Annotated in this window: 24 protein-coding genes; 13 read left to right on the forward strand and 11 right to left on the reverse strand. The window is 68.9% G+C overall.

Annotated features, from left to right (window positions below; genetic code table 11):
* The first annotated feature begins 9 nt into the window (after positions 1 to 9).
* The 4 genes from ASG69_RS14255 (at position 10) to ASG69_RS14270 (ending at position 4521) form a co-directional block, all read left to right on the forward strand.
* Positions 10 to 549 (forward strand): DUF6912 family protein, encoded by a 540-nt coding sequence (locus ASG69_RS14255; RefSeq protein WP_027506862.1) that lies wholly within the window; start codon positions 10 to 12, stop codon positions 547 to 549.
* Positions 550 to 666: 117 nt separating this feature from the next.
* Positions 667 to 1782 carry a ferredoxin reductase gene (locus ASG69_RS14260; protein WP_027506861.1) on the forward strand — a complete coding sequence of 372 codons (1116 nt, stop codon included), beginning with the start codon at positions 667 to 669 and terminating at the stop codon, positions 1780 to 1782.
* 143 nt (positions 1783 to 1925) lie between these two features.
* Complete coding sequence (locus tag ASG69_RS14265) at positions 1926 to 3191, forward strand: fatty acid desaturase family protein (protein ID WP_056447798.1); 1266 nt, start codon at positions 1926 to 1928, stop codon at positions 3189 to 3191.
* Between the two features lie 79 nt (positions 3192 to 3270).
* Positions 3271 to 4521: a fatty acid desaturase family protein gene (locus tag ASG69_RS14270; RefSeq protein WP_056447802.1), complete on the forward strand. Its 1251-nt coding sequence runs from the start codon at positions 3271 to 3273 to the stop codon at positions 4519 to 4521.
* A 19-nt stretch (positions 4522 to 4540) separates the two neighbouring features.
* Here ASG69_RS14270 and rsgA read toward each other — a convergent pair whose 3' ends face one another.
* The 4 genes from rsgA to ASG69_RS23265 are packed head-to-tail and all read right to left on the reverse strand — an operon-like array spanning position 4541 to position 7480.
* On the reverse strand, positions 4541 to 5518 hold the full coding sequence (rsgA, locus tag ASG69_RS14275; protein WP_156380532.1) for a ribosome small subunit-dependent GTPase A: 978 nt from the start codon (positions 5516 to 5518) through the stop codon (positions 4541 to 4543).
* Positions 5519 to 5526: 8 nt separating this feature from the next.
* Complete coding sequence (gene aroA / locus ASG69_RS14280; RefSeq protein ID WP_056447808.1) at positions 5527 to 6813, reverse strand: 3-phosphoshikimate 1-carboxyvinyltransferase; 1287 nt, start codon at positions 6811 to 6813, stop codon at positions 5527 to 5529.
* Between the two features lie 2 nt (positions 6814 to 6815).
* Positions 6816 to 7325 carry an aminoacyl-tRNA deacylase gene (locus tag ASG69_RS14285; protein WP_027506856.1) on the reverse strand — a complete coding sequence of 170 codons (510 nt, stop codon included), beginning with the start codon at positions 7323 to 7325 and terminating at the stop codon, positions 6816 to 6818.
* A gap of 26 nt (positions 7326 to 7351) precedes the next feature.
* The gene (locus ASG69_RS23265; protein ID WP_261781656.1) at positions 7352 to 7480 is read right to left on the reverse strand and encodes a hypothetical protein; all 129 of its coding nucleotides are present in this window, start codon (positions 7478 to 7480) and stop codon (positions 7352 to 7354) included.
* A 288-nt stretch (positions 7481 to 7768) separates the two neighbouring features.
* On the opposite strand from ASG69_RS23265, the gene ASG69_RS14290 reads away from it, so the two are divergent.
* Both ASG69_RS14290 and rsrA read left to right on the forward strand, forming a co-directional pair.
* The gene (locus ASG69_RS14290; protein ID WP_037186858.1) at positions 7769 to 8395 is read left to right on the forward strand and encodes a sigma-70 family RNA polymerase sigma factor; all 627 of its coding nucleotides are present in this window, start codon (positions 7769 to 7771) and stop codon (positions 8393 to 8395) included.
* Entirely contained in the window at positions 8392 to 8664 is a 273-nt protein-coding gene (gene rsrA / locus ASG69_RS14295) for a mycothiol system anti-sigma-R factor (protein ID WP_027506855.1), read from the forward strand. Before ASG69_RS14290 ends, rsrA begins: the two co-directional genes overlap by 4 nt.
* 64 nt (positions 8665 to 8728) lie before the next feature.
* On the opposite strand, the gene ASG69_RS23355 is transcribed toward rsrA, so the two are convergent.
* Positions 8729 to 8803 (reverse strand): 50S ribosomal protein bL37, encoded by a 75-nt coding sequence (locus tag ASG69_RS23355; protein WP_110293457.1) that lies wholly within the window; start codon positions 8801 to 8803, stop codon positions 8729 to 8731.
* A gap of 139 nt (positions 8804 to 8942) precedes the next feature.
* On the opposite strand from ASG69_RS23355, the gene ASG69_RS14300 reads away from it, so the two are divergent.
* Complete coding sequence (locus tag ASG69_RS14300) at positions 8943 to 9158, forward strand: biotin/lipoyl-binding carrier protein (protein ID WP_027506854.1); 216 nt, start codon at positions 8943 to 8945, stop codon at positions 9156 to 9158.
* Between the two features lie 52 nt (positions 9159 to 9210).
* Complete coding sequence (locus tag ASG69_RS14305) at positions 9211 to 10725, forward strand: sensor histidine kinase (protein ID WP_056447812.1); 1515 nt, start codon at positions 9211 to 9213, stop codon at positions 10723 to 10725.
* 74 nt (positions 10726 to 10799) lie between these two features.
* Here ASG69_RS14305 and ASG69_RS14310 read toward each other — a convergent pair whose 3' ends face one another.
* Both ASG69_RS14310 and ASG69_RS14315 read right to left on the reverse strand, forming a co-directional pair.
* The gene (locus ASG69_RS14310; RefSeq protein WP_027506852.1) at positions 10800 to 11054 is read right to left on the reverse strand and encodes a WhiB family transcriptional regulator; all 255 of its coding nucleotides are present in this window, start codon (positions 11052 to 11054) and stop codon (positions 10800 to 10802) included.
* A 259-nt stretch (positions 11055 to 11313) separates the two neighbouring features.
* Complete coding sequence (locus tag ASG69_RS14315; protein ID WP_027506851.1) at positions 11314 to 12279, reverse strand: diacylglycerol/lipid kinase family protein; 966 nt, start codon at positions 12277 to 12279, stop codon at positions 11314 to 11316.
* Positions 12280 to 12366: 87 nt separating this feature from the next.
* Here ASG69_RS14315 and ASG69_RS14320 point away from each other — a divergent pair, with 87 nt between their 5' ends.
* Positions 12367 to 12789, forward strand: coding sequence for a hypothetical protein (locus ASG69_RS14320; RefSeq protein ID WP_027506850.1), 423 nt, complete (start codon positions 12367 to 12369; stop codon positions 12787 to 12789).
* Between the two features lie 27 nt (positions 12790 to 12816).
* On the opposite strand, the gene ASG69_RS14325 is transcribed toward ASG69_RS14320, so the two are convergent.
* On the reverse strand, positions 12817 to 13476 hold the full coding sequence (locus ASG69_RS14325) for an acid phosphatase (protein ID WP_081821426.1): 660 nt from the start codon (positions 13474 to 13476) through the stop codon (positions 12817 to 12819).
* A gap of 173 nt (positions 13477 to 13649) precedes the next feature.
* Here ASG69_RS14325 and ASG69_RS14330 point away from each other — a divergent pair, with 173 nt between their 5' ends.
* Together ASG69_RS14330 and ASG69_RS14335 are read left to right on the forward strand one after the other, a co-directional pair.
* The gene (locus tag ASG69_RS14330; protein ID WP_082544646.1) at positions 13650 to 15221 is read left to right on the forward strand and encodes a DHA2 family efflux MFS transporter permease subunit; all 1572 of its coding nucleotides are present in this window, start codon (positions 13650 to 13652) and stop codon (positions 15219 to 15221) included.
* 96 nt (positions 15222 to 15317) lie between these two features.
* Positions 15318 to 16112 carry a ParA family protein gene (locus ASG69_RS14335; RefSeq protein WP_027506847.1) on the forward strand — a complete coding sequence of 265 codons (795 nt, stop codon included), beginning with the start codon at positions 15318 to 15320 and terminating at the stop codon, positions 16110 to 16112.
* Between the two features lie 3 nt (positions 16113 to 16115).
* Here the strand turns inward: ASG69_RS14335 and ASG69_RS14340 are convergent, their stop codons facing one another.
* Both ASG69_RS14340 and ASG69_RS14345 read right to left on the reverse strand, forming a co-directional pair.
* Entirely contained in the window at positions 16116 to 17348 is a 1233-nt protein-coding gene (locus tag ASG69_RS14340) for an Rv3212 family protein (protein ID WP_056447814.1), read from the reverse strand.
* A gap of 16 nt (positions 17349 to 17364) precedes the next feature.
* Positions 17365 to 19035, reverse strand: coding sequence for a DEAD/DEAH box helicase (locus ASG69_RS14345; protein ID WP_037186721.1), 1671 nt, complete (start codon positions 19033 to 19035; stop codon positions 17365 to 17367).
* Positions 19036 to 19355: 320 nt separating this feature from the next.
* Here ASG69_RS14345 and ASG69_RS14350 point away from each other — a divergent pair, with 320 nt between their 5' ends.
* The gene (locus ASG69_RS14350) at positions 19356 to 20087 is read left to right on the forward strand and encodes a ferritin-like fold-containing protein (protein WP_051613614.1); all 732 of its coding nucleotides are present in this window, start codon (positions 19356 to 19358) and stop codon (positions 20085 to 20087) included.
* Between the two features lie 109 nt (positions 20088 to 20196).
* Positions 20197 to 20430 (forward strand): DUF3107 domain-containing protein, encoded by a 234-nt coding sequence (locus tag ASG69_RS14355; protein ID WP_027506844.1) that lies wholly within the window; start codon positions 20197 to 20199, stop codon positions 20428 to 20430.
* Positions 20431 to 20513: 83 nt separating this feature from the next.
* Here ASG69_RS14355 and ASG69_RS14360 read toward each other — a convergent pair whose 3' ends face one another.
* The gene (locus tag ASG69_RS14360) at positions 20514 to 21164 is read right to left on the reverse strand and encodes a TetR/AcrR family transcriptional regulator (protein ID WP_027506843.1); all 651 of its coding nucleotides are present in this window, start codon (positions 21162 to 21164) and stop codon (positions 20514 to 20516) included.
* Positions 21165 to 21203: the final 39 nt, after the last annotated feature.

A 21203-nucleotide genomic window follows, 5' to 3' on the forward strand; every position in this document is an offset into this window, starting at 1 on the left:
GAGGCGCAGGTGAGGGTGTTCGTTCCGGCGACCATGCGGATGTTGCAGACACTGGTGGACGAGGGTGAGTTCTCGCCGATCAGTCGGACGGCCTTCGCCGTGACGCCGACGTTGCGGGAGGCGTACGTCTCCGGTGACGACGACGAGTTGGCCGACGTCGCGCTGCGGGAGGCCGCGCGGGCGTCGCTGCGCCTGATCGGCGGTGAGCCGGAACTCGACTCAGACGATGACGGGGACGCCGACGAGGTCGCCGACGCCACTCCGAGCTTCCGCCGCGTCGTCATCGCCGCCGACGTCGATCCGGTGACCCTGCGTCCCGATCTCGACGACGCCGTGGTCCGCCTGCCGGCGCCGCTCTCCCTGACGGAGGTGGCGGCGGTCCACGTCGATCTCGCGGCGGCCGAGTCCGCCGTGAGCGCCGCTGTCGCCGCGGTGGACGCGGCCGACCTGGGGGATCCCGACGCCGAGTTCGTGCTGGGCGACGTCGAGGATCATGAACTCGCCTGGTACGCACCGCAGGAGATACCGTTTCTCCTGGAACTGCTCTGACACCGGAACTGCTCTGACACCGGAACTGCTCTGACACCGGAACCGCTCCGACACCGCCCTGTTTCGTCGCAGTCGTCGACTGCGTCCGTGGTGGCCGCTCGACCGAGGAGATGTGACATGGGAATCAAGGACTGGCTCGAAGCCCCGGCCGCGAGTGTGTCGTCCCCGCGGCGGCCGTCGCTGAACGTGGTGCGCGGTGCGTTCGCGCGCATCACCACGCCGTTGATTCCCGACGACTACCTGCACCTGGCCAATCCGCTGTGGTCCGCGCGCGAATTGCGCGGCCGCATCGTGCGGATCGAGAAGGTGACCGGCGACGCCGCGACCATCGTCATCAAGCCCGGATGGGGCTTCGACTTCGACTACCGGCCGGGGCAGTACATCGGCATCGGCCTCCACGTCGACGGTCGGTGGCACTGGCGGTCGTACTCCCTGACGTCGCCGCCCGACTGGAAGGACAAGCAGATCTCCATCGCCGTCAAGGCGATGCCGGAAGGTTTCCTGTCCTCGCATCTCGTCGGCGGTGTGCCGTCGGGCACGATCGTGCGGCTCGCCGCGCCGAAGGGGAACTTCGCCCTCCCGGAGCCGCCACCCGCCAAGATCCTGTTCGTCACGGCCGGCAGCGGCATCACACCGGTGATCGGCATGCTGCGCAGTCTCGACTCGCGCGGCCACATGCCCGACGTGGTGCACGTGCACTCGGCTCCCACGGCGGACGACGTGATGTTCGCCTCGGAGTTGGCGGCGCTCGACGCGAAGTACGACTCGGTCGTGTCCCACGTGCAGCACACCCGCTCGGACGGCAAGTTCGATCTGGGCTCGCTAGACGAGCACTACCCGGACTGGCGCGAGCGTCAGACGTGGGCGTGCGGTCCGGCGGCGATGCTCGACGACATCGAGAGGGTGTGGCGGGAGGCAGGCATCTCGGAGAACCTGCACACCGAGCGTTTCGAGATCGTGCGCACCGGCGCGCCGAGCGACGGCGGCACGGTCACGTTCTCCGTCTCCGACCGCACGGTGGCGGTGGACGGCGCCACCACGTTGTTGGAGGCCGGTGAGAAGGCGGGTGTGCGAATGCCTTTCGGCTGCCGCATGGGTATCTGCCAGACGTGCGTGGTGCCGTTGACCGACGGTCACGTCCGAGATCTGCGCTCGGGCAAGGAGCATGCGCACGGCGAGCGGATCCAGACATGCATCTCCGCGGCTGCCGGGGACTGCACGCTCGAACTCTGACTCCGTCGGCCCCGGGTCGCGCCGCAGGGGTGATCGCACACACACCCTGCGCACAGGCTCGTCCGCTATTCTCGGAAAGGCCTGCCCGCCGATACCGAATCGGTGCGAGGAACGGCATACCGCGATCCGGGGAGTAGACCAGCATGGCCATCACGGACATCTTGGAGTTCGCACATCTGACCGACGAGGACATCGAGTCCCTCGGTCGTGAACTCGATGCCATCCGTCGGGACGTCGAGGACACCCGAGGACGCAAGGACGCGGAGTACATCCGCCGCACCATCGCGCTGCAGCGCGCGCTCGAGGTCGGCGGACGGCTCGCGATCATGGGTTCCCGCTGGCGCTCGGCCGCGCTGGTGGGCGCAGGTCTGCTGGCGGCCAGCAAGATCATCGAGAACATGGAGTTGGGCCACAACGTCTCTCACGGTCAGTGGGACTGGATGAACGATCCGGAGATCCACTCCACCTCGTGGGAGTGGGACCAGACCGGTCCGTCCGCGCACTGGAAGCGTGCGCACAACTACTCGCACCACACGTACACCAACATCGTCGGCATGGACCACGACGTGGGCTTCGGGATCCTCCGGATGACCCGCGACGAGAAGTGGCGGCCTCGCAACCTGGTGCAGCCCCTGGGCAACCTGGTGCTGGCACTGACGTTCGAGTGGGGCATCGCTCTGCACGACCTGGACGCGGCGAAGCTCGAGGCCGGTGTTCCCGCGACGCAGCTGCTCTCGGAGCCGAACAAGGAGTTCGCTCGGAAGGTCGCGTCGCAGGTCGGCAAGGATTTCGTGCTCTTCCCGCTGCTCGCGGGTCCGGCGTGGCGTCGTGCACTCGGGGCGAACCTCACCGCCAACGTGGTGCGGAACCTGTGGGCGTACGCCGTGATCTTCTGCGGTCACTTCCCGGACGGCGCCGAGAAGTTCACGATGGGCCAGTTCGAGACGGAGACCCACGAGGAGTGGTACCTCCGGCAGATGCTCGGCAGCGCCAACTTCACGGCCGGCCCCACGATGGCGTTCATGAGCGGCAACCTCTGCTACCAGATCGAGCATCACCTGTTCCCGGACCTGCCGAGCAACCGGTACGCCGAGGTGGCCGTCCGGGTGCGCGCCCTGTGCGACAAGTACGACCTGCCGTACACCACCGGCAACCTGGCGACCCAGTACTGGAAGGCGCTGCGCACCATCTTCAAACTGTCGCTGCCCGACCAGCTGCTTCGTCGCACGTCGGACGATGCGCCGGAGACCAGTTCGGAGCGCCGTTTCCAGAGCTCCGGCTCCTCCGTCGTGGACCGGGTGCGGTTCGATCCGGTCACCGGTCGCAAGCGCGGACTGCGGTCTGCCCTGCACGAGGCGCGGCTCGAGGCGCGTCAGGCAGTGAAGCGGGTCACAGATACGACGGCGTAACCTACGGGTACGTAACTTCCGGTAGAGTAACCACGGTCAGGCCCACACGGGCATCGACCACCTGCCGAGGAGTGACCACATGGCGATTTCCGACGTCAAGGAATATGCCCACCTCACCGAGGCCGACGTCGAGGCGCTGGGCCATGAACTCGACGCGTTGCGTCGGGAGATCGAGGAGTCGCGCGGCGAGAAGGATGCGCGGTACATCCGCAACACCATCCGTTTTCAGCGCTCCCTCGAGGCCCTCGGCCGCACCACGATGCTCGCCAGCAACCACCGCGCCGCATGGTGGGCCGGTAGCGCGATGCTCGGTGTCTCGAAGATCGTCGAGAACATGGAGCTCGGCCACAACGTCATGCACGGCCAGTGGGACTGGATGAACGACCCGGAGATCCATTCCACCTCGTGGGAATGGGACAACACCGGTCCGTCCGAGCACTGGAAGCAGACCCACAACTACATCCATCACAAGTACACCAACGTGCTGGGCATGGACGACGACGTGGGCTACGGCCTCATCCGCGTCACGCGTGACCGCAAGTGGGTCCCGTTCAACGCCGGCAACCTCGTCTACAACACGCTGCTGATGCTCCTGTTCGAGTACGGCGTGGCGGTACAGCATCTCGAGCTGGGCAAGGCCGTGAAAGGCCGTGTGCCCAAGGAGGAGACGCGACGCAAGCTGAAGGAGGTCGGCGACAAGGTCGGCCGCCAGATGCTGAAGGACTACGCGATCACGCCGGCCATCACGTCGCTGTCGCCCGCCGCGTCCTACCGGAAGACGTTGACCGCCAACATCATGGCGAACGTCATTCGTAACATCTGGACGAACGCCGTCATCTTCTGCGGTCACTTCCCGGACGGTGCGGAGAAGTTCACGCGCCACGACCTCCAGGACGAGACGCAGGGGCAGTGGTACCTCCGACAGATGTTGGGCAGCGCCAACTTCCACGCCGGACCGACCCTCGCCTTCATGTCGGGCAACCTCTGCTACCAGATCGAGCACCACGTGTTCCCCGATCTGCCGAGCAACCGGCTCGCCGCGATCAGTGTGCGGGTCCGCGAACTGTGCGAGAAGTACGACCTGCCGTACACCACAGGGCCTTTCCTCGCCCAGTACGGCAAGTCCTGGCGCACCATCGCGAAGCTGTCGCTCCCCGACAAGTACCTCAAGGCCACGGCGGACGACGCACCGGAGACGGCATCCGAGCGCAAGTTCGGCGGCCAGGTCACGTCCACCGTCGATCCGGTCACCGGTCGCCGTGCCGGTCTGCTGACCGCGATCAAGGAATCCAAGCGCGGCACGGGACTGCGAAAGCTGCTCTCGCGCTGATCGATCGGTCGGAGCTCCGTCAGTAGGAGTCGTTCGACATCACGGCCACCAACAGCAGGCGAACCGCGGCGACGCGGTTCGCCTGCTGTCCTGTCAGGGTGTCCAGAGCGCACTCCGGGTCGGCCGGCGGCCCGAGGTGTGTGCAGCCGCGCGGGCAGTCCTCGATGGTGACGGCGAGGTCCGAGAACGCCGCGACGACATCCTCCGGCGAGATGTGGGCCAGCCCGAAGGACCGGATACCGGGAGTGTCGATGACCCAGCCTCCACCCGGAAGATGCAGCGACACCGACTGAGTCGACGTGTGCCGTCCCTTGCCGACGCCGGAGACGATGCCGACGGCGCGATGTGCCTCCGGCACCAGCCGGTTCACCAAGGTCGACTTGCCCACCCCCGAGTGGCCGATCAGCGCGGACGACTTCCCGGTGATCATCGCCAGGAGCTCGTCCAGCGGACGGTCCCGGCCCACCAGCACCACCGGCACGTCGAGGTCGGCGAAGAAAGCGGCGAACTCGTCGGACGACGCCAAGTCGTCCTTCGTCAGACACAGCACGGGTCGGAGACCACCCACGAACGCTGCCACCATCGCGCGCTCGACGAAGCCCGAGCGGGGTGGCGGGTCGGCCAACGCCACCACGATCAGCAGCTGGTCCGCGTTGGCCACCACGACACGCTCGTACGGATCCGTGTCGTCGGCGGTGCGCCGCAGCACCGTTCGTCGTTCGTCCACGCGGACGATGCGGGCCAGGGCGTCGACGCGTCCCGAGACGTCGCCGACGATGCCCACCGCGTCACCGACGACGATCGGGGTCCGGCCCAGCTCGCGCGCTCGCATGGCGACCACGAGGCGCTCTGGATCATTGTCGATCACGCAGCCCCACCGGCCGCGATCCACCGACACCACCATCGCGTCCGAGGCGTCGGCGTGGGTGGGCCGGGTCTTCGTTCGTGGGCGCGTGCCCTTGCCCGGCCGGACGCGGACGTCCGACTCGTCGTACACCCGCCGGATCAGCGTGCACCACCTCCGGCCAGCATGGCGCTCCAGAGGGTCGCGAACCCCGGCAGCGTCTTGGCGGTGGAGTCGATGTCGTCGACCTCGACGCTCGGGACGACCAGACCGATCACGGCGCCCGCCGTGGCCATGCGATGGTCGGCGTACGCCCGCCAGGGTCCGCCGTGCAGCGGCGCCGGCTCGATGATCAGGCCGTCCTCGGTCTCCTCGACACCGCAGCCGAGAGCACCGAGTTCCGCCGTGAGTGCGGCGAGCCGATCCGTCTCGTGCCCGCGCAGATGGGCGATCCCGCGCAGGCGCGAGGGTGACCCGGCCAGGGCCGCCATCGCCGCGACCGTGGGGGTCAGCTCGCCGATGTCGTGCAGGTCCACGTCGACGCCCTCGAGCTTCTCGGGCCCCCGCGCCGTGAGCGACTCGGCAGTGAGCAGCACCTCGGCCCCCATCGACGTGAGGATGTCGCGGAACGCGTCACCGGGCTGCGTCGTCCGGGCAGGCCACCGGGGCACGGTCACCTCACCGCCCGTGACGGCCGCCGCGGCGAGAAACGGGGTCGCGTTGGACAGGTCCGGTTCCACGACACGGTCGACCGGAGCCACGGCGCCGGGATGCACCCGCCACCGGTTCGGAATGCCGGAGTCCTCGGGAGTCTCCACCTCGATCCCGCTCTCGCGCAGCATCTCCACCGTCATGTCGATGTGAGGCATCGACGGCACCGGGGGACCGACGTGCTCGACGACGAGGCCCTCGTCGAACCGCGCCGCCGAGAGCAGGAGCCCCGACACGAACTGGGACGACCCGGACGCGTCCAGTCGGACCGTGCCCCCGCGGACACGGCCCGTGCCGTCGACGACGAACGGCAACCGGTCCCCGCTCACGGGAACACCCAGGGCGCGGAGCGCGTCGAGAATGGTCTGCTGCGGGCGCGAGCGGGCGTGCTCGTCGCCGTCGAAGCGCGAGCGACCGGTGGCCAGCGCGGCGACGGGGGGAACGAAGCGCATGACGGTGCCCGCCAGCCCGCAGTCCACGTCGCCGCCGCGGCCGGGTCCGGGGGTGACCCGCACCGTCGTCCCGTCGTCGTCGGGGGACTCCACGACGGCACCCAGGGTGCGCAGCGCATCGATCATCAGATCGGTGTCACGGCTGCGCAGAGCGCCGGTCACCGTCGACGGTCCGTCCGCGAGCGCCGCGAGGATCAGGGCGCGATTGGTGATCGACTTCGACCCCGGGAGGTCGACGGTCGCACGGACGGGCTGCGGGGCGAGGGGCGCGATCCAGGACGTCACAGTCACAGTCTCTCACTGGCGCACGCGCGTCGGATGTCCGCGACGGTCGCGGCGGTGGCCCGGACGAGATCCTGTGCGGAGAGTTCGATCTCCAGGCCGCGCCGACCGCCGCTGCAGAAGAGGGTCGAGTGCCCGAGTGCCGACGTGTCGACGACCGTGGGCAGGGGCGTGCGCTGACCGAGCGGGGAGACGCCCCCCAGGACGTATCCCGTCGACCGGCGCACGGCTGCGGGATCGGCCATCGACACCTTGCTCGCCCCGAGGGCGGCGGCGACGGACTTCAGGGCGAGCATGTCCGGCACGGGAAGAACCGCGACCGCCAACGAGGAGCCCGTCGACACGACCAGGGTCTTGAACACCCGATCCGCCGACACACCGAGGCCGGCGGACAGTGCGTCGACCGCCTCGTCGCCGTACTGCTCGGTGCCGCGGTCGTGCTCGTAGGTGTGGACGGTGAATTCGATTCCGAGCCGCGTCAGCATCGTCGTCGCGGGAGTAGCCGATCCGGCCATGGCGTCGTGGTCCCTTCCCACCGTGATCACCCGCCCCGCGAGTACGTCGAGAACGTCGTGATCGGCTGCTGGTACACGACATTCTGGCCGTACTCGCGGAGACGGTCCGGCAGCGGGGGGAACACGACGGCGGCCACGGCTGTTACACGCAGCATCAGGACGGCGCGCACTGTGCGCCGCCGCTCGACGGAGGAGGGCGTGTGAACGTCGTTGCACCGGAGCGCTCCGGAGCCGAGAGGCTCTCGGCGACGCTGACGAATGTGGTGGTGATCCCATCGGTAAAGTGGAGTCCGGACGACCACGGTGAGCTCACCGGTTCCCGGACGTCCGAGGTCGACACCTCGGAGGACGGGGCGGTCGCCGCGGGGCACACGAGAGGGGCCAGCGTGACGGATCAGCCACAGACCGAGACCGGCACCACGACGGGCGCCGTCGATCCTGCGATCCTCGAGACAGAGGACGGCATCCGCTCGCGGGAGAACGCTGCGGATCTGACGGCGCGGTTCGAGCGTGACGCGCTCCCGCTGCTCGACCAGCTGTACGGCGCGGCCCTGCGGATGACGCGGAACCCGTCCGATGCCGAGGACCTGGTCCAGGAGACGTACGTCAAGGCGTACACGGCGTTCAAGAGCTTCCGCGAGGGCACGAACCTCAAGGCGTGGCTCTACCGGATCCTGACCAACACCTACATCAACTCGTACCGGAAGAAGCAGCGTCAGCCGGCGCAGTACCCGACGGACGAGATAACCGACTGGCAGCTCGCGGCCACCGCTGAGCACTCGTCCACCGGTCTACGGTCGGCCGAGGTCGAGGCGCTGGACGCCCTGCCCGACGACGACATCAAGGCGGCGCTGCAGGCGTTGCCCGAGGAGTTCCGCATGGCGGTGTACTACGCCGACGTCGAGGGCTTCCCGTACAAGGAGATCGCCGAGATCATGGGCACGCCCATCGGCACCGTGATGTCGCGGTTGCACCGCGGCCGCAAGCAACTGCGCAACGAACTGGCGGAGGTCGCTCGCGACCGTGGATTCAACCGGTCCGCCGCGGCGACCGAGGAGGTAGCACGATGAGCGGCAACGAGTTCGAGGACCTGGACTGCTCGGCCGTCATCGCCGACGTGTGGACGTTGCTCGACAACGAGTGCGACGAGGCCAGCAGGCAGCGCGTGCAGCGTCACCTCGACAGTTGTGGTTCGTGCCTCGCGCAGTACGGCATCGAGGAGAAGATCAAGTCTCTCGTCGGCCGCAAGTGCGGCGGCGAGCGGGCTCCGGAAGGCCTGCGGGAGCGCCTGACGCTGGAGATCCGGCGGTCGGTGACCATCACCGCCACCGAGGACTGACCGCCTACACGACGAAGGGCCGGGACGCTGTGCGTCCCGGCCCTTCGTCGTGTGGTGCTCGTGATCAGCTGTTGGGGCGCTTGCCGTGGTTGGCTGCATTTCCCTTACGGCTGCGCTTCTTGCGTCCTCGCTTGCCCATGGTGGATCTCCTTCCTGTTCCACCCAGTTTCTCACGTGTGGTTGGCTGTACGACGAGCGGCCGTGCCTCCGGCGTGGTCCGTTCACCGAACGAGTCGACACGCGCGTGCAGACGAGCGGAACGGAACAGGGGGACCGTGATGGCCGAGGACGTCCGAGCCGAGATGGTGTCGACGGTGTTCCAGATCGTCGTCGCCGAGGGTGATCACGTGAACGAGGGCGACGCCGTGGTGGTGCTCGAGTCGATGAAGATGGAGATTCCCGTGCTCGCCGAGTCCGCGGGCACCGTGACGTCCATCGGAGTCGCCGTGGGCGACGTCATCCAGCAGGGCGACCTGATCGCCGTCATCTCCTGATCCGGTCACCACTCTGATCAGCCGACGCCGTACCGGGACAGGGTGATTCGTCGTGTCCACGCTGTCCGGGATGCTCGCCGAGCACACCGACCTGCCGGGTACGGCGGTCGATCATCTGCAACGCGTCGTGGGGGAGTGGCAGATCCTCGCGGACATCTCCTTCGCGGACCTGCTGCTCTGGGTGCCCGTCGACCATCCCGGATCGCGTGCGGTGACGTCGTCGGACACGGCGACGGTGGTGTGCGTCGCGCAGTGTCGTCCGACGACGGCCCCCACGGTGATCCCGTCGGACACGGTCGGTGCGGTGGTCGGGGAGACCGAACATCCCCAGGTCGCGGAGTGCCTGCGCACGGCGTCGATCGTGCGCGGCGGTGGTCGCCTCCCCGACGATCAGGGTCCGCCCCACGACGCCGTTCCCGTGCGCGTCGACGGCCGCGTGGTCGCCGTGCTGACGCGTGACTCCGCGCCGGTCTCCGGCCGACCGCCGAGCTTGCTGGAGGCCGCGTACCGCGACTGCGCCCACCACCTCTCCGACATGATCGCGGAGGGGTCGTTCCCCTCGCCGTCCGAGAAGACGGACGTCAACTCGAGCCCACGCGTCGGCGACGGGTTCATCCGCCTCGACACCGCCGGCATGGTCACCTACGCGAGCCCCAACGCGGTGTCCGCCTACCACCGGATGGGGTTGACGGCAGATCTCCCCGGCCACGACCTCGCTGCGTCGACCCGGTCGCTCGTCACCGATCCCTTCGACGCGGAGGAGATCGCCGCCACCATCGGAGCGGCCGTCACGTCCGCCGGGGGACGACGGATGGAGGTGGACGCTCGCGGTGCCACCGTGCTGCTGCGCACGGTTCCGCTGCGCCCGGCCGGCACGTCCGTGGGCGCTCTGGTACTGGTCCGGGACGTCACCGAGGTGAAGCGTCGCGATCGCGCGCTGCTGAGCAAGGACGCGACCATCCGCGAGATCCATCACCGGGTCAAGAACAACCTGCAGACCGTCGCTGCTCTCCTGCGTCTGCAAGCTCGCCGGACCGACAACGACGAGGCCAAGGTCGCGCTGAGCGAATCGGTCCGCCGGGTCACCTCCATCGCCCTCGTCCACGACGTGCTGTCGACGTCGGTGGACGAGGTCGTCGACCTGGACGAGGTGGTCGACCGCCTGGTCCCCGTCATGGTCGACATCGGCTCGCTGTCCGCGGACGTTGCCGTCGGTCGCGAGGGCAGCCTGGGCGTGTTCCCGGCCGAACGGGCCACTCCGCTGATCATGGTGCTCACCGAGCTGGTCCAAAACTCGCTCGAGCACGGGTTCGATCCGGGTGCGCGAGGCCGTGTGACCATCGAGTCCCGACGGTCCTCCCGCATGCTGGAGGTCACCGTGCGCGACGACGGCCGTGGAGTCTCCGACGACTTCGACGCGTCGGCGTCCGACCGGCTGGGACTGCAGATCGTCTCGACACTCGTCACGGTGGAGTTGGGCGGCACCATCAGCGTCGCGGCCGGGCCGGACGGGGGCACCGCTGCCGAGCTCCGCGTCCCGCTCGGACGCCGAGAACCACGCGGCTGATACGGCTGCCCGTCGGACACACAAAAGGCCCGGCACCATGCGGTGCCGGGCCTGCGTGCGTCTTGCGAGCTGTGTCAGACCGCCGAGCGTGCGCGGGTACGCGCGTTACGACGCTTCAGCGCGCGACGCTCGTCCTCGCTCATGCCGCCCCAGACGCCCGCATCCTGACCGGACTCGAGAGCCCAGGACAGGCAGTCCGCGGTGACGGGGCACCGGTTGCACACGACCTTGGCATCAGCGATCTGTGCGAGTGCCGGGCCGCTGTTTCCCACCGGGAAGAACAGTTCCGGGTCCTCGTCGCGACAGATAGCCTTGTGGCGCCAATCCATCCTCTTACTCCTCACTGAGCGCACGACGGCGCTGTCGAATAACTGATCCTGGACTCACGTCCGGATCGTGGGCTTGTTGTCCTGCAGTTCGCGAGCGCGGCAACCAATGTTTCCGCACTGTTACTTGTGAATGCTTTCACGAACCAAGCAGAAGTCAAGAGATGACGCGGTGCGGGTGGCCAAGCTCACTGGACCCGATTTGGTTTCACACCCGACGTCTGGTACCCGGATCGGGAGATGTGAAACACAGTAGCTTGGCCTACGGGGTATCGCCAGGTAAAGGCGCCACGACGGCGAGGGCGTCCGGTGCGGATGCGAATTCGACCTCGGTGCGTTCTCCCAGGTAGTCGCCGTCGACCTGCAGGCCGGTCGGTTCCACCGAACGCACGCGAATCCATTTCACGTCGTCCTCTCGGAGAAGCGCCCGAGAATGCGGACCGGACGTTCCGGACAGCATTTGCACGACCACTCGCAACGTCGTGAACACCTTCGTGGATCGCATTGCGAATATGCCGAGTCCGCTGTCGAACGAGGTGCCGGGGTTCGTCCGGACCGGGCGTGCGTCGAGGAACGTCCACGGATCGGAGTTGGTCACGAACGCGAAGTGAACGCCCGTCACGGCCTCGCCGGTGTCGGTCTCCACGGTGAGGTGCGGGTCGCGGCGCTTGCGGCGGAAGAACGTGGTGACCGCGGTCCGGACGTAGCGCGAGGGCGTGACCGCCTCGCCGCCCTTGCGGCCTCGATCGATCGCGTCGCACACGTCCGCGTCCCATCCGAGGCCGGCGTTGAACAGGAACCATGTCTTGTCGCAGTGCCCCAGGCCGATGCGCCTGCTCGTTCCCGACTCCAGCAGATCGATGAGCTGGTTGGTGGCCTCGACCGGGTCCCGCGCGATGCCCAGCGAGCGAGCGAACACGTTGGCGGATCCGCCCGGGACGACCGCCAGCAGCGGCACGGGTCCCACGGTGACCGACTGCATGGAGGTCGGGGCAGGAACACCGAGAAGTCCGTTCACCACCTCGTTGACCGTTCCGTCGCCGCCGTGCACGATCACCAGATCGATACCGGCCCGGCGGGCCTCGGTCGCGAGTTCGCTCGCGTGTCCACGGTGCGTGGTGTGGAGCACTCTGAGCGACACCCTGCTCGCGAGCGCATGCGCCACCAGGTCTCGGCCGGCAGCCGTGGTGGACGTGGCGTTCGGGTTGACGATGAGGATGGCTCGCACGATCACTCAGAGTAGACGCGAGCGGCGGCGGCTCACGACCACCGGCGCGTGACCGTCGGCCACCTCGCGCGTGTGCTCTAGGGTGGCCTGGTGCGTCCGAAGCTGCCCGATTCCGGTGTTCCGGCACCGGTGCGCGCCGCGGGCCTGTTGGTGTCCGTGCAGGGCGCCACGGCGGTCGTGGTGGCACTCGTCCTGGTGATCCGCGGCGCCGCCGGCGCCGACGAGAGCGTCATCAACGGTTTCGGCACCGCGATCTGGTTCGCCGCACTCGGGGGCGCCGTGCTCACCGGTGGCATCGCCCTGATCCTCGGGCACCGCTGGGGCCGCGCCATCGCGATCGTCGCGCAGCTGTTGTTGCTCCCGGTGGTCTGGTCGCTCCTCACCGATTCCGGGCGGCCCGTGCTGGGCTCGTTGCTCGGCATCGTCGTCATCGGCGTCCTGGTCTGTCTGTTCAGCGGCCCCGCCACGCGGTGGCTCGCCGACGACTACGTCGAGACCGACGACGCCTGAGCGGCTCTCCGACCGACGCCGGGCAGCTCAGGAACCGAGGCGAGGATCCACGTTGTGGGTGTGGATCTGCCGGTACTCGTGCTCGTACCCCAGCACGGTGAAGCCGGCGGGCGCCAGCGCGAAGCGCTTTCCCTCGGTCACCGGTTGCTCGACCCACCGCGCGATGACCGACCTGGAGAAGTGGCCGTGCCCGACGAGCACGACGTCGCGCTCGGCGAGGGTGGGAACGACGACGGACAGGACGAGATCGGCCCGGGCGGACACGGCGTCGATGGTCTCGCCGGACGGTGACGGATGCGTCCACACGGTCCAGTGCGGCGCGGTCTCCCGGATCTGCGGAGTGGTCAGGCCCTCGTAGTCGCCGTAGTCCCACTCGACCAGCGCGTCCCACACCCGATCGACGGTGAGTCCGGCCAGCTCCGCCGTCCGCAGCGCCCGCGATCGGGGGCTGCTGACCACCAGGGGACGTTCGAGCCCGAGCGCCGCGATGCGGTCCCCGGCGGCGCGGGCCTGGTCCTCCCCGTCGGCGGTGAGAGCGATGTCCGTCCGTCCGGTGTGTCGACCGCTCGCCGCCCACTCCGTCTGACCGTGACGGATCAACACCAGTCTGGCGTCGGAGCGCCGCGGCGACGTCCCGGACCCTCCGGACGATGCGGGTGCCGGGTCACGGGGGTCGGGGTCTGCCATGGCTCGATCATGCTCCCGGGTCGCGCCGCGTCGATGACGGAGGTCGTCCCGGTGACGGAGGTCTCGTGAAAATCCGCTGGTGATCGCCGCCGGTGGGGTGTTTACTTCCTTGGTCCGATCACGCGACACCCGGCCTCGATGCCGGCGGATACAGATCAGCCAGGAGACTCCGCATGACCGATCAGAGCACCGAGAAGGGCGCGCAGGGGTCCCCGAACACCCCCGGGCAGGGTGGTGTCGACACCGGTCAGGGGCTGGACGCGGCCGTCCTCAAGATCGCCGCCGTCATCGTCATCGGCGCCATCATGTCGATCCTCGACGTGACCGTCGTGAGCGTGGCGCTGCCGACCTTCGCCTTCGAGTTCCAGACGTCCTACGCCAACGTCGCCTGGACCATGACCGGCTACACCCTCGCTCTCGCGACCGTCATCCCGCTGACCGGCTGGGCCGCGGACCGGTTCGGTACCAAACGCCTCTACATCCTGGCGCTGATCCTGTTCGTCGCCGGATCCATGCTGTGCAGCGTCGCGTGGGACATCACGTCGCTGATCGTGTTCCGCGTCCTGCAGGGCTTCGGCGGCGGCATGCTCATGCCGCTCGGCATGACGATCCTGACCCGCGCAGCCGGTCCCGAGCGCATCGGTCGTGTCATGGCCGTCCTGGGCGTACCGATGCTGCTCGGTCCGATCGCGGGCCCGATCCTCGGCGGGTGGCTCATCGACGCGGCGAGCTGGCACTGGATCTTCCTGATCAACGTGCCCATCGGCGCCGTGGCGCTGGTGGCCGCGTGGGTCATCCTCCCGAAGGACGCACCCGAGCCCTCGCAGTCCTTCGACTTCGTCGGCATGCTGCTGCTGTCGCCGGGCCTCGCGCTCTTCCTGTTCGGCGTCTCCTCGATCCCCGAGACCGGAACGGTGATGTCGGCTCGCGTACTGGTCTCCGCCGTCGTGGGGCTCGTCCTGGTCGCGGCGTTCGTGCGCCACGCCCTGCGGACCGAGCACCCGCTGATCGACCTGCGGCTGTTCGCCAACCGTCACCTGTCCGTCGCGGTGATCGCGATGAGCCTGTTCGCCATCGCGTTCTTCGGCGCGGGCCTGATCTTCCCGAGCTACTTCCTGCAGGTCCGCGGGGAGACCACGCTCATGGCCGGCCTGCTGCTCGCCCCGCAGGGACTCGGGGCGATGGTGTCGATGCCCATCGCCGGACAGCTCGCCGACAAGATCGGGCCGGGCAAGATCGTGATCACCGGCATGGTGTTCGTGACGCTGGGCATGGCCGTCTTCACGCAGGTGGGATCCTCGACCTCGTACGTCGTCCTGCTCGGCGCCCTGTTCGTCATGGGGTTGGGACTCGGCGCGACGATGATGCCGATCATGACCGCCGCGCTCCAGACGTTGGACGACGCGTCCGTCGCCCGCGGTTCGTCGCTGATGAACATCATCCAGCAGTCGGCCGGGTCGATCGGTACGGCCGTGATCTCGGTGGTGCTCACCAACCAGCTGCTCGACCGGGCGGCTGCGGGACCCGCCATCGCGGCACAGCGTGACCCGGCGATCGCCGAGCAGATCGGGCCGAATGCCGTGCAGGCCGGACTGGCGCAGGCAGCCGACGCGTTCGGCGGCACCTTCCTGGTGGCCACGATCATCGTCGCGTTCACCTTTGTGCCCGCACTCCTGTTGCCGCGCAAGAAGTTCCAGCGTGCAGACCAGGGTTACGCCGTCGCGCGCGGTGCGATGCTGCACTGAGCTCGGCCTCCGTTCCACCCCGTTCGGCCCGGTGCGGCATCACGCCACGCCGGGCCGAACGTCGCTCGACACACCGAGTGATGCCAAGATCGTGCTGTGACGACGATCCTGGCAGTGGCCAACCAGAAGGGTGGCGTCGCCAAGACGACCACCGTGGCATCGCTGGGAGCGGCGCTCGTCGCTCTGGGCCGACGAGTACTCGTGGTGGACCTCGACCCGCAGGGAAGTCTGACCTTCTCGCTGGGGCACAACCCCGACAAGCTGGAGACCTCGATCCACGAGGTCCTCACCGCCGGGGTTCCCGTGGGCGACGCCGTGCTCGGCACGGACGAGGGTGTGGACCTGCTCCCGGCGACCATCGACCTGGCCGGCGCCGAGGCGCTGTTGCTCATGCGTCCGGGCCGCGAGTACACCCTCAAACGCGCCCTCGCGCCCCTCCTCGAGAACTACGACGTCATCGTGCTGGACTGCCCGCCCTCACTGGGCGTGCTCACCCTGAACGGGCTGACGGCCGCGACGAGCGTGCTGATCCCGCTGCAGTGCGAGACGCTCGCTCACCGCGGTGTGGGTCAGCTGCTGCGCACCGTCAGTGAGGTCCAGCAGATCACCAACCCCGATCTGACACTCCTGGGCGCCCTCGCGACCCTGTACGACGCCCGCACCACGCACAGCCGTGACGTCCTCGCGGACGTGTCCGGTCGGTACGACATCCCGGTGCTCGCGCCGCCGATCCCGCGCACCGTGCGGTTCGCGGAAGCGTCGGCGTCCGGCACCTCGGTGATCGCGGGACGTAAGAACAAGGGCGCTCAGGCGTACCGCGACCTTGCCGACAACCTGGCCGCGCATTGGACCGACGGCGCACCCCTGGCCACGTACGACGCCGACGCCTGAGGCTCAGCCCAGGGCGACGGTCTCGGCACCGCGGCGCTCGAACACGCTGGTGCCGAGGACGGACAGGGCGACCGGCCCGGTGTACTCGCCGCGGTCCACCGCGATCGTGCGCGAGGCGACGCCGTTCTCGGGGTCCACCACCGCGATTCCGCCGGGAACCGGGACGAGGAGCTGCCCGGCCATCACGGCGCCCGCGCCGAGGGTTCCGGCAAGAGCCCAGCGCTGGGACAGATCGGACTGCGTGAAGCCGACGGTGTCGGCACCCGTCCACCAGGAGACGACGGAGCCGGTCCTGACGATGTCGGACGCGAGCGTGTCGGCGGACGGTGTGGTGACGTCGGCGGTCACGGCCTGCGCGGAGACGAAGTTGGCGGACCCGTCGAAGAGTGCCACCCGGGCGACCTCGCTCCCGGCCGGGGGGAGGTACACCGCGAGGCGATCCCCGACCACCGCGAGGACGCGTGCTGCCGCTGCGTCCGCGGGGACGTCGGCCAGGATGGTCGAGCCGTACACGTCGGGCACCGTGTTGTCCTTGGGCGCGGGGTTCATCGACGTCAGACGAAGACCCTCCTCGCCGGGACACCGTTCCAGCACAGCGAGGCGGGTGCTCGCGGACGCGCTCGAGACGAGATCACACCCGGTGCGGGGTTGGCTGCGTGGATTGACCGGAGCATCGACCCGTCCGTACTCGAGGGTGCGCACGAGGTCGGATCGCCACAGCTCGAGTCGCGTGGCCCCGAGTTCGGTCACGTACGTGCCGTCGAACGACAACCGGACCGGGTCGTCGGCGTCGTTGGTGCGCTGGTCCTCGCGCGCTCCGGTGGACCCGTCGAGCTCGGTGACCTGGCCGCATCCCCGGCCGTCCCGGAACACCGCCACCGCCGCGTCCCACGCCCCCACGACCGAGCAGAGGGCCCGGTCACGCGTGTAGGACCAGGACGGCGAGCCGGTGGCGGGATCGAGTCCGGTCACCGCGTCGCCGGTGGAGACGACGACGGCTCCGCCGACGGTGGTCGGTGCCCCGGTTCCGGTGTCGTCGGCGCGCCAGATCTCCGAGAACGACTCGGGCACCGACAATGCCGACGCCGGGGCGGTGAGAGGCACGTCGGCGACCACGGACGTGGTGCCGCGAGCGTCGCTGCGGAACCAGATCACCGAGGCGCCCACCAGGACGACCACGACGATCACCACAGCGGCGATCACGTCGACGCGGGTGCGCCGTTCGGGAGCGAGCACGTCAGGTACGTGACGGTCAGTCGGACGTACCGGCGGACGACGAGGCCTCCGCCGACGCGCCGTTCTCACCGGCGTGCGCCGCGGACCCGGCGGACGACCGGCGTCGACGGCGACGACGGGGCTTGTCCGACGTGGATCCGTCACCGGACGCCTCGGCGGGACCTGTCGTGGCCGAACTGTCCGCGGTGGCGGCAGCGTCGGCGTGGCCCCCGCCGCGGGTGCGGCGACGTGACCGGCTCCGGCGCGACGTGGTGGTGGCCTCGCCGTCCGACGCCTGGTCCGAGTTCTCGCTCCGGCTCGAGCGGGTGTCCGTCTTCTCGGCGGCGGGAGTCTCGGCGCGCCGCTTCGCGATGCTGCCCGTGGTGCCGTGCGGGATGTTCAGTTCCGCGTACAGGTGCTCGGAGCTGGAGTACGTCTCCACCGGGTCGGGGATGTCGAGGCCCAGGGCCTTGTCGATCAGCTGCCAGCGGGGGATGTCGTCCCAGTCGACCAGCGTGACGGCGATACCGGTGCGGCCCGCACGACCCGTACGTCCGATGCGGTGGACGTACGTCTTCTCGTCCTCGGGGCACTGGTAGTTGATGACGTGGGTGACGTCGTCGATGTCGATACCGCGCGCCGCGACGTCGGTGGCGACGAGCACGTCGATCTTGCCGGAGCGGAACGCCGCGAGCGACTTCTCGCGGGCGACCTGCCCGAGATCACCGTGGACGGCGCCGACGGAGAATCCGCGCTCGGCCAGATCGTCGGCGACCTTCTGGGCAGTGCGCTTGGTGCGCGTGAAGATCATCGTGGCGCCGCGGCCCTCGGCCTGCAGCACCCGCGCGACCATCTCCGCCTTGTCCAGTGCGTGTGCCCGGTAGACGTGCTGGGCGGTGCGCTCGTGGATCGCGGAGGACTCGGCCTCCTCGGCGCGGATGTGCGTCGGCCGAGTGAGGAACGTGCGGGCGAGCGTGATGATCGGCCCGGGCATGGTCGCCGAGAACAGCATGGTCTGACGCTTCTCCGGCACCATGCTCATGAGGCGCTCGATGTCGGGGAGGAAGCCCAGGTCCAGCATCTCGTCGGCCTCGTCGAGCACCAGGACGCCGACCTTGCCCAGGACGAGGTGGCCCTGCTTGGCCAGGTCGAGAAGTCGTCCGGGGGTGCCGACGACGACGTCGACGCCGGTCCGCAGGGTCTCGATCTGGGCCTCGTAGGGCCGTCCGCCGTAGATCGACATGACCTTCACGCGACCGTTGGCCGAGTGCAGGTGCTTCGACGCGTTCTCCAGGTCGGAGGTGACCTGGACGCACAGCTCGCGCGTGGGAACGATGATCAGCGCACGCGGGGTGCCGTCCAGGACCGTGGTGCCCGAGCCGTCGGCCGGACCGGTGGCGAGACGGTGCAGCAGCGGGACGCCGAAGCCGAACGTCTTGCCCATGCCGGTGCGGGCCTGGCCGATGAGGTCGTCGCCCGCGAGTGCCAGGGGAAGCGTGAGTTCCTGGATCGCGAACGTGCGCTCGATGCCGATGTCGGTCAACCCACGGACGATCTCGGGGTGAACGCCCAGCTCGGCGAAGGTCGGGGGAGTGTGGGTGGTGTCCAGGGTGGCCGAGACGGTGGTCTCCGCCACGTCGTCGGTCTCGTGGTCCACAGTGATCTTGCTCAGTGTTTCGGCCTTTCTCGTCTCTCGCCTCGCACGCACGACGAGGGCCAGGCCGCTCCGCGGCCGGTGTCGAAACCCTCGATTCGTCGACAGGCGCGATCGGGGTCGGCCGCAGATGCGGCGACACGATCGGCGGCAGACACGAATCAGGTGCGCGCACAATGTCGTGAGCACGGCTCCCGGTGCTCGCCGCGATCGCCTCCGACAGAGGTGACCACGGTGCGTCGGGCCGGCGTGCGGACCGTCTCGGTCCCTGCTGCCGGCGCCGGTGGAGCGTGCTCGCGACCTATTCTACCTGGTCGGCACCCGACGCCGCGGTTCCGCTCGCGCGAGCCGTGTCGACGGTAGTCTCGGCAGCCATGCGAACAGATTCGGATCCACAGCACGGCGGGTCCACTCCGAACGTCCCGTCCGGGTCCGACGAGGGCCTTGCGACCGGGGGAACCGTGCCGGGTGATCACCCCGGAATCATCAGTCTCCTGGGCGTTCTCGCGTACGGCGAGATCTCGGCGTTCTACCGGTTGGTCGACGACGCTCGGATGGCCCCGACGCTCGGCGACCGCATCGCCATGGCGAGCATGGCGGCCGCCGAGATGAACCACTTCGAGGTGCTCGAGGCGGCCCTCGCGGAGCGCGGGCGCGACGTCCTGTCGGTCACCGAGCCTTTCGCCGCCGCTCTCGACGCTTACCATGCCTCGACGCTGCCCTCGACGTGGATGGAGGTGCTCGTCAAGACCTACGTCGCCGACGGCCTCGCCGCCGATTTCTACCGCGAGATCGCGCACAGCCTCCCGGACGACATCGCCGCCACCGTGCGCGAGGTGCTCGCCGAGACGGGCCACTCGGAGTTCGTCGTCACCGAGGTGGTGGCGCGTGTCGCGGCGAGTGCCGCGGACAAGGACCGGTTGATGCTCTGGGGACGCCGCCTGCTCGGGGAGGCCATCACCCAGGCGCAGTTCGTCCTGGCGCAGCGCGAGGAGCTGACCGAACTGGTCATGACGGCGTCGGGCGATTTCAACGGCATCGTGGCGCTGTTCGACCGCATGCAGGTCCGGCATTCCGAGCGGATGGCGATTCTCGGCCTCGTCTGACTCGTGTCGGTGTTCGCTGTGGGCGTGTGCGTCACGCACTCACCGGCGGCCGGTGCTGCTCTAACCTGAAGTGGACAGCAGGTTCGCGACAACGTTTCGGAGGTCGGCCGTGGAGGTCAAGATCGGAATTTCGGACAGCCCACGGGAATTGGTCATCAACAGCGCGCAGACGCCCGACGAGGTGGAGACCCTGGTCTCGAAGGCCTTCGGCGGCGAGGGTGTGCTGTCGTTGGTGGACGAGAAGGGCCGCAAGTTCCTGGTGCCCGCGGGCAAGCTCGCGTACGTGGAGATCGGTCCGTCCGACAGTCGTCGGGTCGGTTTCGCGTCGTCCGGCACCGCCTGACCGACGCGCCCACCGCGCACGAGGAACGGCCCCGCACCTGCTGGTGCGGGGCCGTCGTGGTTCGTGGGACCGGGGTGCGTCGCCTACTGGGACTGCAGGGGGACGTGCGAGAGACCACCCCAGGCGAGGGTGACGGTGGTGTCCACCGCTTCCTCCTTGGTGATGGGACGATCCGCCTCGAGCCAGTAGCGGGCGGTGAACTGGCTCGCGCCCACGAGGCCGACGGCGAGGATGCGGGCACGGTGCGGGTCGAGTCCGGAGTCGTGGCTGACGAGGTCGAACACGGCGTCGACGCAGGCCTCGGTGGCCTGATCGACGCGGCTCTGCACCTGAGGATCGCCCATGAGGTCCGACTCGAACACCAGGCGGAATCCCTGGCTGTCGTTGTCGACGAAGTCGTAGAACGCGAGCACGGCGGCCCGGACGCGCTTGTGGTTGTCCGTCGTCGACCGCAGCGCCTGGCGCAGACCCGAGATGAGGCTGTCGACGTAGTTCTGCAGCACCGCGACGTAGAGGTCGAGCTTGCCGGGGAAATGCTGGTACAGAACAGGTTTGCTGACGCCCGCGCATTCCGCGATCTCGTCCATCCCCGCGGCGTGGTACCCGCGGGCGACGAAGATCTCCCCGGCAGCGGCGAGGAGTTGGGCGCGGCGTGCATCACGGGGCAGTCGAGCACTGCGCCGGCCACTCCCGGTCCCGCCCACGGAGGAGCTTCGGTCGGCGACGTCTGTCATGTGTTTCGTGTGTCCCATCCGCCGCGACACCGGTGGACG

Origin of the sequence: Rhodococcus sp. Leaf225 (assembly GCF_001426145.1) — a bacterium.
In the GTDB taxonomy this organism is placed as follows: Bacteria; Actinomycetota; Actinomycetes; order Mycobacteriales; family Mycobacteriaceae; genus Rhodococcoides.

Bases quoted from the DNA above. Each gene is read 5' to 3' on its own strand.
- ASG69_RS14325 (WP_081821426.1), bottom strand. From the start codon at position 13,476: ATGGCAGACCCCGACCCCCGTGACCCGGCACCCGCATCGTCCGGAGGG.
- ASG69_RS14270 (WP_056447802.1), top strand. From the start codon at position 3,271: ATGGCGATTTCCGACGTCAAGGAATATGCCCACCTCACCGAGGCCGAC.
- ASG69_RS14260 (WP_027506861.1), top strand. From the start codon at position 667: ATGGGAATCAAGGACTGGCTCGAAGCCCCGGCCGCGAGTGTGTCGTCC.
- ASG69_RS14310 (WP_027506852.1), bottom strand. From the start codon at position 11,054: ATGGATTGGCGCCACAAGGCTATCTGTCGCGACGAGGACCCGGAACTG.
- ASG69_RS14350 (WP_051613614.1), top strand. From the start codon at position 19,356: ATGCGAACAGATTCGGATCCACAGCACGGCGGGTCCACTCCGAACGTC.
- ASG69_RS23265 (WP_261781656.1), bottom strand. From the start codon at position 7,480: ATGCTGCGTGTAACAGCCGTGGCCGCCGTCGTGTTCCCCCCGCTGCCG.
- ASG69_RS14300 (WP_027506854.1), top strand. From the start codon at position 8,943: ATGGCCGAGGACGTCCGAGCCGAGATGGTGTCGACGGTGTTCCAGATC.
- rsrA (WP_027506855.1), top strand. From the start codon at position 8,392: ATGAGCGGCAACGAGTTCGAGGACCTGGACTGCTCGGCCGTCATCGCC.
- ASG69_RS14265 (WP_056447798.1), top strand. From the start codon at position 1,926: ATGGCCATCACGGACATCTTGGAGTTCGCACATCTGACCGACGAGGAC.
- ASG69_RS14285 (WP_027506856.1), bottom strand. From the start codon at position 7,325: ATGGCCGGATCGGCTACTCCCGCGACGACGATGCTGACGCGGCTCGGA.
- ASG69_RS14360 (WP_027506843.1), bottom strand. From the start codon at position 21,164: ATGACAGACGTCGCCGACCGAAGCTCCTCCGTGGGCGGGACCGGGAGT.
- ASG69_RS14330 (WP_082544646.1), top strand. From the start codon at position 13,650: ATGACCGATCAGAGCACCGAGAAGGGCGCGCAGGGGTCCCCGAACACC.